This window comes from Bacillus sp. S10(2024) (assembly GCF_050473865.1).
In the GTDB taxonomy this organism is placed as follows: Bacteria; Bacillota; Bacilli; order Bacillales; family Bacillaceae_G; genus Bacillus_A.
This window is the reverse complement of sequence record NZ_JBFLUR010000002.1, coordinates 570,833-582,704: the sequence shown is the minus strand read 5'-3', so window position 1 is coordinate 582,704 and position 11,872 is coordinate 570,833. Positions and strand designations below refer to the sequence as shown.

Annotated in this window: 8 protein-coding genes; all 8 read right to left on the bottom strand. The window is 36.3% G+C overall.

Annotation, left to right across the window (positions count from 1 at the left end; all coding sequences use genetic code 11):
* Window positions 1-276: 276 nt before the first annotated feature.
* Window positions 277-2,190: a DNA mismatch repair endonuclease MutL gene (mutL, locus tag AB1280_RS03050; protein WP_429754831.1), complete on the bottom strand. Its 1,914-nt coding sequence runs from the start codon at window positions 2,188-2,190 to the stop codon at window positions 277-279.
* Window positions 2,191-2,198: 8 nt separating this feature from the next.
* Window positions 2,199-4,862: a DNA mismatch repair protein MutS gene (mutS, locus tag AB1280_RS03045; RefSeq protein WP_429754830.1), complete on the bottom strand. Its 2,664-nt coding sequence runs from the start codon at window positions 4,860-4,862 to the stop codon at window positions 2,199-2,201.
* Window positions 4,863-4,991: 129 nt separating this feature from the next.
* Window positions 4,992-5,534: an outer spore coat protein CotE gene (gene cotE / locus AB1280_RS03040; protein WP_272188051.1), complete on the bottom strand. Its 543-nt coding sequence runs from the start codon at window positions 5,532-5,534 to the stop codon at window positions 4,992-4,994.
* A gap of 216 nt (window positions 5,535-5,750) precedes the next feature.
* Entirely contained in the window at window positions 5,751-6,182 is a 432-nt protein-coding gene (locus AB1280_RS03035; protein WP_429754829.1) for a RicAFT regulatory complex protein RicA family protein, read from the bottom strand.
* Between the two features lie 3 nt (window positions 6,183-6,185).
* Window positions 6,186-7,715, bottom strand: a complete 1,530-nt coding sequence (gene miaB, locus AB1280_RS03030) for a tRNA (N6-isopentenyl adenosine(37)-C2)-methylthiotransferase MiaB (RefSeq protein ID WP_429754828.1) — start codon at window positions 7,713-7,715, stop codon at window positions 6,186-6,188.
* 329 nt (window positions 7,716-8,044) lie between these two features.
* A complete protein-coding gene (locus AB1280_RS03025) occupies window positions 8,045-8,911 on the bottom strand; it encodes a 2-oxoacid:ferredoxin oxidoreductase subunit beta (RefSeq protein ID WP_272188054.1) in 867 nt (288 codons plus the stop codon).
* Window positions 8,898-10,655, bottom strand: a complete 1,758-nt coding sequence (locus AB1280_RS03020; RefSeq protein ID WP_429754827.1) for a 2-oxoacid:acceptor oxidoreductase subunit alpha — start codon at window positions 10,653-10,655, stop codon at window positions 8,898-8,900. The genes AB1280_RS03025 and AB1280_RS03020 overlap by 14 nt, the downstream gene beginning before the upstream one ends.
* Before the next feature lie 247 nt (window positions 10,656-10,902).
* Entirely contained in the window at window positions 10,903-11,826 is a 924-nt protein-coding gene (locus AB1280_RS03015; protein WP_429754826.1) for a dipeptidase, read from the bottom strand.
* Window positions 11,827-11,872 lie beyond the last annotated feature (46 nt).

Here is an 11,872-nt window from a genome sequence, read left to right as displayed (position 1 = left end):
TAGTACCCTTTTTGATAATTCCCTTTAATTAAACTGGTTATCCATTGTGCTGAGCTAAAGTAAGGCGTTAAACGTACTTTTTTAGAGAAGTATTTATAACTAATACAAATGTGTTATGCAAAAGTAACCGAAACCAAAACTTAATTAAAAAAGAAGCGATTGGTTCCTATCGCTTCTTTTTCTTAACTCAATATTTTATCAAAATAATAACAAAAAACTTTTTATTTCCTTTTGATTTTTCTCTAGTCTAACTAAATTCCCCTCAACACAAAACAATCACATCACCCGCTTAAACATCTTCTCCAATTCATAAGTCGAATGATGCACAAGTATAGGTCTGCCGTGCGGACAAGTATATGGGTTTGTTGTGGTTCGCAGTTCTTCAAGTAAAGCAAAAATTTGATCGTTGGTTAAATATTGATTTGCTTTAATCGATGCCTTACAGCTCATCATAATAGCTGCTTCTTCGCGCAATTTTTTAATATCGACTTTTTTCAATTTCAACACTTGCTGCATCATTTCATCAATAATTTCCATCTCTTGTCCTTTTGGGAACCATGTTGGATGTGAGCGAACAATGAATGATTGATGTCCGAATTGCTCTAGAAAGATTCCTACTTTTTTCAGTTCCTCTAGTTGTTCTTCAATCCGCAGAAATTCATTAAGCGATAAATCAATTCGGTACGGAACGAGTAATTCTTGTACCTCTGGTGCCACTTGTCCTACTTTATCACGGAAATATTCATAATTAATGCGCTCCTGAGCGGCATGCTGGTCAATCATATATAATCCTTTATCATTTTGAGCGAAAATATATGTTCCGTGCATTTGACCAATTGGATACAACGGCGGTAAATCGTTTCCGTTCATTTCGATTTCTTGCACTTCTTCAAGTTCATCTAATTCAAAACCTTCTTCATGGCCTTCCCAATCATTTTCTTGTGAAAACGGTTCTTCTACAATTGGCTTAGATGGTTGCCAATTATTTTCTTCTTTTACAAGAGATTGTGGCGGCTGCCATTCCTGTTTTGGTGGATTCCAAAGCGGTGGCTGTGGCGGCTGCTTTTCCTCTTGTTCATCCATTCCACTTGGCAGAACAATAGTTGGCAGCTCTTTCGGTTTTGCGTGCTCAAACTGAAACTGTTCTTGAACACTTTCATCTTTTTCTTTTTTCTTTGTCGCAGAGCCGGCATCAGGAATGAGTTGAATCTTTTTAAATGCATCTTGTAATGCTTTTTCAATAAGCTGCAATAACTCCTGTTCTTTACTAAAGCGAACCTCTAGTTTTGCAGGATGAACGTTCACATCAACTAGCATTGGATCCATTTCAACAGATAAGAAACCAATTGGATAACGTCCAACAGGTAACAACGTATGATAGCCTTGTTGCACTGCTTTCATTAAGACATAATTTCGAACGTAACGACCATTTACAATTGTTGACATATAGTTACGGGATGCACGCGTTACTTCTGGCAACGTCACATAACCACGAATTGTAAAGTCTAACGATTCTGCCTCAATTGGAATTAATTTTTTTGCAACTTGAATGCCGTAAATTGCCGCAAGAACTTGTCTTACATCACCATTTCCTGATGTATGAAGTAGTTTCTTCTCATTATGAAACAAACGCAAAGAGACTTCTGGATGCGACAGTGCAATGCGATATACAATGTCAGTAACATTTCCAAGCTCTGTATGAATCGTCTTCATATATTTTAAGCGCGCTGGTGTATTAAAAAACAGGTTTTGAACCGTAATATCTGTCCCTTTACGGCTCGCTGTTTTTTCTTGTTTTAAAATTTCCCCGCCTTTTATGACAAGGTGCGTTCCCGGTGCATCCCCTGTACTTGTAATTAACTCTAATTCACTGACAGATGCGATACTCGGTAATGCTTCGCCTCGAAAGCCGAGCGTTCGAATACGAAACAAATCATTTTCATCTTTTATTTTACTTGTTGCATGTCTCTCAAAAGCGACGATACAATCTTCTTCAGCAATGCCATCTCCATTATCGATAATGCGAATTTTCGATAATCCAGCTTCTTCTAAGTGGATTTCAATAGATGTACTATTCGCATCGATGGAATTTTCGACAAGTTCTTTTACAACTGAAGCAGGACGTTCTACTACTTCCCCTGCCGCAATTAAGTTAGAAAGCTGATCATCGAGTTTGCGAATTTTCCCCATCTACTTACTCATCCTTTCTTCAACTTTTTCTGTAAACGGTATAATTCATTTAACGCTTCTAACGGTGTCATATCAAGCAAATCCATTTTTTTAATTAGCGTTAATACCGCTGTTTCTTTTGAATTAAGTACAGACTTGTCTTCTGTTTTCACTGATTGTTCTGCTGCAAAGAAGGATAGCTGAGATTCTTCTTCCACTTCTTCTTGCGGCAATACTTCTTCTTTTACAACTACTGGTTCTTGTACGATTTCTTCTAAAACTTTAACTTCCGTTCGTTTCGGAATAATTACTTCCTCTTGACCTTCAAGTTGCGCTAATACTTCTTTAGCACGAGCGATTAAGCTATCTGGAAGCTCTGCAAGCTGAGCAACATGAATACCATAGCTCTTATCTGCTGCCCCTTCTTGAATTTTATGCAAGAAGACAACTTTTCCGTTTTCTTCAATTGCGGAAACATGTACATTTTTTAACTTATCTAAACTTTCTTCTAGAACTGTTAATTCATGATAATGTGTTGAAAATAACGTTTTCGCACCAATTTGATCATGAATATGCTCGATAATTGCTTGCGCTAGCGCCATACCGTCATACGTAGATGTACCTCGTCCAATTTCATCAAATAAAATTAAACTTCTTTCCGATGCATTCGCAATTGCATTTTTCGCTTCTAACATTTCAACCATAAACGTACTTTGACCTGATATTAAATCATCTGCTGCGCCAATTCTCGTAAAGATTTGGTCAAACACAGGGAGTACAGCCTCTGCCGCTGGTACAAAACAACCGATTTGTGACATAACGGTAATCAGTGCTAATTGACGCATATACGTACTTTTACCGGACATGTTTGGACCAGTAATCAAAAAGACATCCATATTTTCAGGCATAATACAATCATTTGGAACATACAATTTGCCGTTTAATACTTTTTCAACGACAGGATGACGACCATCTTTAATAAAAATTTCTCGTTTACTCGTTAATGTTGGTTTTACAAATTGTTCTTCTTCACTTACAGTCGCAAAGCTTTGAAGAACATCTAGTTCACTAATAATTTTTGCTAATTGCTGCAATTTCGGGATAAATACTTTTACTTCTTCGCGAAGAGCTGTGAATAAGTCATATTCTAACTGAACGATTTTTTCTTCTGCTTCTAAAATTAATGTCTCTTTTTCTTTTAACTCATCTGTAATAAAGCGTTCTGCATTCGCAAGTGTTTGTTTCCGCTCATAACGTCCTTCTGGAAGTGCAGATAGATTTGCTTTTGTGACTTCAATATAGTAACCAAAAATACGATTATAACCAATCTTTAATGATTTAATTCCGGTTATATCACGCTCACGTTTTTCAAGCTCTGCAATCCACGTTTTCCCGTTTTTGCTTACATAACGATACTGATCTAATTTCTCACTGTAACCATCTTTAATAATGTCACCATCTTTTATTGAAAGCGGCGGGTTTTCTTGAATACTTCTCTCTAATAACGTTGTTAAGCTTTCACACGGATCAGCGCCTTGAATTAGCTTTGTAGTATAAGCATTATCTAAAAGACTAACCGCTTCTAGAATGGCTGGTACTTGCAGTAAGGACCGCTTTAATTGCAGTAAATCTCGCGCATTGACACTACCATATGAAACTTTACCTGCTAACCGCTCTAAGTCGTATACTTCTTTTAGTTTTTCTTTCAAATCTTCACGGAAGAAATAATCGTTCACAAACGTTTCAACCATTTCTAAACGTTCTTCAATTTTTTCTTTTTGGATGAGTGGGCGTTCCATCCACTGCTTTAACATCCGTCCCCCCATCGCTGTTTTCGTTTTATCTAGCAGCCACAATAACGAACCTGTTTTTTCTTTTGTTCGAATGGTTTCTGTTAGTTCTAAATTACGTTTAGAATGAACATCAATCTTCATAAATTGATTTGTATAATAAATTTCAACAGGTTGCAGGTGGTCTAGGGAACGTTTTTGCGTTCGTAAGACATAGCTAAATAAACGTCCAACCGCTGCAAGTAGTTTTGTTTGCGTCACATTTTGAACGAGATGCGTAAGGCTCTCTGGGATTTTTGATTCTTCCTCATATGAAACTGTCATTTTTAATGTCGCTAACAGCTTATCCAATTCTTCCTTAGAGAACGTAGAAGATACGACAATTTCTTTCGCACCCGTTGCATATACTTCTAGTAATACATCTTCAAGTGTTCCCGTTAATAATGTTACTGTATTTTGACCTGTCGTTAAGTCATTACAAGCTAATGCAATGGAACCATCTTCAAACTGTGTTAGTGCTGCAAGGAAATTATTTTCCTTTTCATCTATCGTACGCCCTTCCATCATCGTCCCTGGTGTAATTAATTGAACAACTTCACGACGCACTACACCTTTTGCTGTTTTAGGATCTTCAACCTGTTCACAAATTGCTACTTTATATCCTTTTTCAATCAATTGTTCAATGTAGTTTTTTGCAGCGTGATATGGTACACCACACATCGGAATCCGTTCGCTTCCGCCCCCATCACGACTCGTCAATGTAATTTCAAGTTCATGTGCTGCTTTTACAGCATCTTCAAAAAACATTTCATAAAAATCGCCTAATCTAAAAAATAAAAAGGCATCTTGATAATCTGCCTTGATCTTTAAATATTGCTGCATCATCGGCGTGTACTGTGCCATTTTGCTCCTCCATACATCTCTCTTTTTCACTTTAAAAATATATTATAACACAATTATACACGAATGATTTTGATCCATCATCTGAAACATATACAAAAAAGCTAGGAAGAGGATCTTCCTAGCTTCAACTTACTCTTCTTCAGCTTCTACAATAAAGTTCGGATCAAGTTCTTCAAACTCATCATCATCCACTTCAAATTGCTGATCATCTTCTTGACATCCATCTGGATTTACACTTACACAAATTTTTGTTTCTCCAACTACCTCTGTGACAAATTCACGTTCTACTGTAACAACCATTTTATTTCCATTTGGTGAAATTACAGCTTCTAAACAATTTGGATGTTGAACGACACGTGCAATAACTTCAATATCTTCCCCAGAAAAATTGTTATCACGATAACCAACTTTCACATCATCTGAGTAATGTACACGCTCTGTTACAACTTCAGTTTTCGTGTTTTCATCATGTGAATACCATGTGTTAATGTCATAATACCCTTCGATTTCTACATACTTTCCATTCTGTTTTGCTTCGTATGCATGGTTAATAACCCAGCATCCTAGAATACTTGTCGGCGTATGATTCGGTGCAACAGTGTGAGTTGTTTTCATATACTTACGCCCTTTTCCCACAACTGCTTTCGTAATAATCTCTCTAAATTCGGACATACGAAACCCTCCTCAATGAATGTTCAATTCATTATATGCGGGATAAATGCGGAATGTGTTATTCTTTTTGAAAATGCTATTATGCACCGTTCATTTTGTTATAAAAAACTTCTGATTTTTAGAAGTTAAAAACAATCATTGACACTGCTACAAACACAAACTGGACCATCACCTATTCGAAACGAAACAAAAAAAGATGTCGAGTTCGACATCTTTTTAGCAACCACACGTGCCTTTCTTATTTGCTACTTCAGCACCTGTTTCTCCTTTTAATACATCGCCGCCAGTTGTAATTAAAATTTCATCTGTGACTGTGTTTGAAATTGTACTTGCAACAAGCTGCAATAAATCATTTACATATGTTTGAGAAGATTTAAACTGTTGGACAACCGGAATTTCATCTAGTTTATCTTGCAACGCATCAATATCCGACTCTACCTTTTTTAACGCTTCCCATTTCCCATAATGCTGTAAATTTACTGCTTGTTTTTGCAAAACTTTAATTTCATCAATTGTACGTTTTACATTTTCATTTTTATGAATTTGCGCTTCTGCACGTTTAAAGAAATCCACTTCCTCTGTTTCAGAAATCATTTTTGCTAATTCTTTCGCTTGCTCTACAATTTCATCTTTTGTAAAGATTTTCATCTATTATTTCACCTCAATCGGCTCCTCAACCAATTCCCCGTTTAGAGACCAAGTTTTCGTTTCAGTAACTTTCACTTTAACAAGCTGTCCGATTACAGATTTTGGAGCTACGAAGTTTACAAGTTTATTAGCACGTGTATAACCTGCAAGTACATCAGGATTATTTTTACTTTCTCCATCAACAAGCACTTCAACGATTTGCCCTTCATACGCTTTATTCTTGTTCGCAGAAAATTCATTTACTAATGTATTTAAACGTTGCAAACGCTCTTTTTTCACTTCCATCGGTACATTATCTTGCATTTTTGCAGCTGGTGTACCTTCACGTGGTGAATAAATAAATGTATATGCACTATCAAAGCCTACTTCACGATATAACGACATCGTTTCTTCAAATTGTTCTTCTGTTTCATTTGGGAAACCAACGATAATATCTGTCGTTAATACTGCCTTTGGAATCGCTTCTTTAATTTTACGTACAAGTTCTAAATAATGCTCACGTGAGTATTTACGTGCCATAATTTTCAACATATCTGTACTTCCAGATTGCACCGGTAAGTGAATGTGTTCAACTAAATTGCCGCCTTTTGCAAGTACTTCAATTAAATGATCATCAAAGTCGCGCGGATGGCTTGTAGTAAAACGAATACGTGCTACGTCAACCTTACGAAGTTCATCCATAAGATCTCCTAAACCATATTTCATATCTTCAAAGTCTTTTCCGTATGCGTTTACGTTTTGACCAAGTAGCGTAATTTCTTTATAACCATTTGCAGCTAAATGACGTACTTCTTTAATAATATCTTCAGGACGGCGGCTACGCTCTTTACCACGTGTATACGGTACGATGCAGTACGTACAGAATTTGTCACATCCGTACATAATGTTTACCCACGCCTTAATATCTCCGCGACGTACTTTCGGAAGGTTTTCAATTACATCCCCTTCTTTTGACCATACTTCAACAACAGTCGCTTTCGAGAACATAGCATCTTTTAAAATGTATGGAAGGCGGTGAATATTATGCGTACCAAACACCATATCTACTTGCTGGTATGTTTTCATAATTTTGTTTACCACAGATTCCTCTTGTGACATACAACCACATACACCAATTAAAAGATCAGGATTTCTTTGTTTTAAGGATTTTAAATGACCAAGTTCCCCGAATACTTTATTTTCAGCATTTTCACGAATGGCACATGTATTTAATAGAACCACATCTGCATCTTCTGTAGAGAATGTTGGTTCGTATCCGAGAGTTGTAAAAATACCAGCCATTACTTCTGTATCATGCTCATTCATTTGACATCCATAAGTACGGATATAAAACTTTCTTCCAGCACCAAAATTACGGAACTCTTCTGGTAAGCCAAAATCACGTTCAATTTTAACTTCTTCTTTTCCACGTTTTTTCGCATCTTTTAAAGACGGTGGCTGATATACACTTTCAAAATATTTACTATAATCTTTTTCTGCCTTTTTAGTAGTTGAAGTTGCTTGTTGACCTGCTAATCGTTGCTCTTCGTTCATGATTAATCTCCTTTCACCCTTACATATACAAAGTTTTAACTGTTAGTTGTTGTTTAAGTTGTTTTTATAAAAAAGCATGTCGCTTCATTCCTATACACATTATTATAGTATAAAGCGTTCAGTCAAATTAAACAATAGAGATAGCTCGGATTCATGAACGATTTCACTTGATACTAAAGGGGATAAGAGGAACTCATATAATATGACTCTTATTTATTATTTTATCATTCTGAATTTTCTCAGTAAACAAAATGCTAATTATTATGAAATGATTTGATCATAATTTTGTATCAGAAAAGGCTACCGAATTTTCGATAGCCTTTCATCTATTACATGAACTCTGCTACAAGCTCATCAAACATTTTTTGGTCCATTTGCAGATCAGCATGAACTAATGGTTCTTCACTATAACCTTTTACAAGCTCTTGGTAAGAAGGTTGTTCTTTATTTTGATAAATTAAACCTGTTACTAGACCTTTGTTTTCCATTAATGTTTGCATAGCAATCATACGATTAGATGGATCATATCCTTCTACTTCGCTAAGTCTTGTTAAATTCTCTTTAAACCAATCGTAGGTGTTTACCTTGTTATATGTTACACATGGACTAAATACGTTGATGAGAGAGAAGCCTTTATGTTGAATACCAGCTTCAATTAGCTGTGTTAATTCTTTTAAATCACTAGAGAAACTTTGAGCTACGAACGTTGCTCCAGCAGTTAATGCCATCTCCATTACAGATAGCGCTGGCTCAATCGATCCTTGCGGCGTACTTTTCGTTTTAAAGCCCGCTTCACTACGTGGTGAAGTTTGACCTTTCGTTAAACCATAAATTTGGTTATCCATAACAATGTACGTAATATCAATATTACGACGAATAGAATGAATCGTATGTCCCATACCGATTGCAAACCCGTCACCGTCACCACCTGATGCAATAACTGTTAAATCACGATTTGCCATTTTTACACCTTGTGCAATTGGAAGGGCACGTCCATGAATACTATGAACACCGTAAGAGTTAATGTAACCAGAGATACGACCAGAGCAACCGATACCAGAAATAACCGCTAATTCATCAGGATTTAAACCTACATTTGCAGCAGCACGTTGAATTGCTGCTTGTACTGAGAAGTCACCGCAACCTGGACACCAGTTTGGTTTTACACTATTACGAAAGTCCTTAAATGTTGCCATTTAAAACAACCCCTTTTTTGCATTCGTTGTAAATTTCTTTTGGCAAGAATGGGTTTCCGTCATATTTCAGCAGACTAGAAATTTTCTCACCATAGCCAAGATTCATCCTCATAATATTAGCAAGCTGTCCAGTTGCATTATTTTCTACAACGACAACACGTTTTGCTTCTTTCACAAGCGGCAACATTTCAGCCGTTGGGAATGGATGAATTAAGCGAACATGAGCATGATTTACTTTTAATCCTTCTTGCTCTAAACGTTCCATCGCTTCTTCAATTGCACCACGAGTTGAGTTAAAGCCTACTAATAATATATCAGCATCAGCATTTTTGGCATTTTTGTATACTGGGGTTTTAAACTTAATATTCTCCATTTTACGGAAACGTTTGTCCATTTGTGCACTGCGGTTCAGTGCTGATTCAGATGGTTTCCCTGTTTCATCGTGCTCTACGCCTGTTACATGATGAATACCATTTTTCATACCAGGTACAACACGTGGGGAAATACCATCTTCTGTTACTGCATATCGTTTGAAGTATGCTTTATTTTCACGCTCTGGTAACTCAGCATGTAAATCCAGTTTACCACGGCGAATTTCAACTTTTTCTAATTGAAGTGGTTCTACCGTTTGTTTCCCTAAAGAAAGTTGTAAATCTGTTAAAAAGATAACAGGAACTTGATATTCTTCAGCTAAGTTAAATGCTTCGACAATATCATAGAATGCCTCTTCAACAGTACTTGGTGCCATAACGATTTTCGGAATCTCACCATGCGTACCATAAATCATTGCCATTAAATCAGATTGTTCTTGTTTTGTTGGTAACCCCGTACTTGGTCCACCACGCTGTGTATCAATGATTACAAGAGGTGTTTCTGTAATCCCAGCTAATCCAATTGCTTCCATCATGAGAGATAAACCAGGACCTGCTGAAGCTGTTAATGTTCGCACACCAGCATAGTTTGCACCAATTGCCATCGTACAAGCAGCGATTTCATCCTCAGTTTGAATAACCGTTCCTCCTACTTTTGGAAGCTTCTTAATTAAGTATTCCATAATCTCAGAAGCAGGTGTAATTGGATAAGCAGACATAAAACGTGCACCGCCAGCTACTGCACCAAATGCGATTGCATCGTTCCCAATCATAAACATACGTTTTTTTCCATCTGCTTTTTCAAGTTGCATCATATTTACTTTTTCGCCAAGCAATTCTTTCATATATTGAGAGCCGCGCTGAATTGCGTCCATGTTCTTCTGAACAACTTGCTCTCCTTTACGACCGAAAATTTCATCTACAACTTCTAAATACACTTTTTCATCTAGCCCTAATACCGCACTAGACGCTCCAACTGCAACCATGTTTTTCATTAAAGATGTACCTAGCTCAGAAGCAATATCCGTAAATGGAATTGCATATAAAGTTACATCTGTTCCTTCAGGAATGCTTGGATTAAATTTTGCATCTGCAACAACAATTCCACCAGGACGTAGTTCATGGAAGTTAAAATCAATCGTTTCTTGATCAAATGCAATTAAAATATCTAAATCATCTGATATCGCACGTACCTCTGTTGTACTTACGCGAATTTTATTGTTTGTATGACCACCTTTAATTCGTGATGAAAAATGGCGATAACCATATAAATAATAACCTAGTCGGTTTAATGCAATACAGAAGATTTCTCCTGTACTTTCAATTCCTTCACCTTGTTGGCCTCCAACTTTCCATGAAAGTTGACTAATCATTTCCTACACCCCTTTAACTGCATACATTGTAGTGTATTTTTTTACAGTACTAGTTTAGCACTTTTTAAGACAAGAAACTACAATGGACACAAATTATACCTCTTCTGATTCCAGCGAATGTTTCGCATAATCTTAATTCGTTTACAATTCTAGCTCTACAACAGTAAAAATGCAACAATTTGATATAATTTTATTACTTATTTTTCAAATTTTCTAACTTTTCTACAAACACTTTTATAGCCATGTTCTAAAATGGAATATGATGTATAAAATTACGATATATGAAATTATTGACTTGCTCTTCTTTATAGCGTTTTAATAGTTCATTTATGACATAATCATAGTGCTCATACCTTTCCACATTTACGACTGTTTCCGTAATCCCATCAAAATCTGATCCGAATCCTACATTCCTCTCGCCGCCAAGCATACACACATGCTCTACGTGCCTTAATATATCATCAGTACAAACAGACTTGTTTGCAGCTAAAAACATTGGGACGAATGTTATCCCAATCATTCCGTTTTTTTGAATTAATGCTCTTATTTGTTCATTCGTTATATTTCTTGGATGCGAACATAACTCATAACTATTTGAATGCGATGCAATTGGATAATCGGCAAGTTCCATCACATCCCAAAACCCTTTCTCTGACAGATGAGAAACATCTGTCCATATCTTGTAGCGATTTAAATCATCAACTACTTTTTCGCCAAACAGTGTTAAACCGCCATCTCGAGACTCTAACGCTCCATCAGCAACTAAGTTCGCATAGTTCCAAGTAAGGCCAACAGAACGAACACCAAGATAATACAACGTTTTTAGCTTCGTTAATTCTTTTCCAATTGCATCGCATCCTTCTAAAGTTAAAAGCGCTCCTATATCATTCGTTTCCAATTTCAGAATATCTTCTTTTGTCCGAATCCATTTTATATTCGGAAGAGCCAAAATTTGTTCATGAAATATATTTGCCATCTCTAATGCAACTGCAAATCGTTGTTCATATGAAACTTCTTCCGGTACATAAATTGCAAAACATTGAATACTACCACCCTTTTGTGTTAACTGATCATATGTAATATGTAAAGAAGAATCATTTTGAAAAGTTCGCTTTCCTTTCCCCATCCATAACTGCCACAATACATCACAGTGCGCATCAAAAATTTTCAATGCTCTTCATCCTTTCTTCCTGAAATATTCTTATGTTTTATTGTAT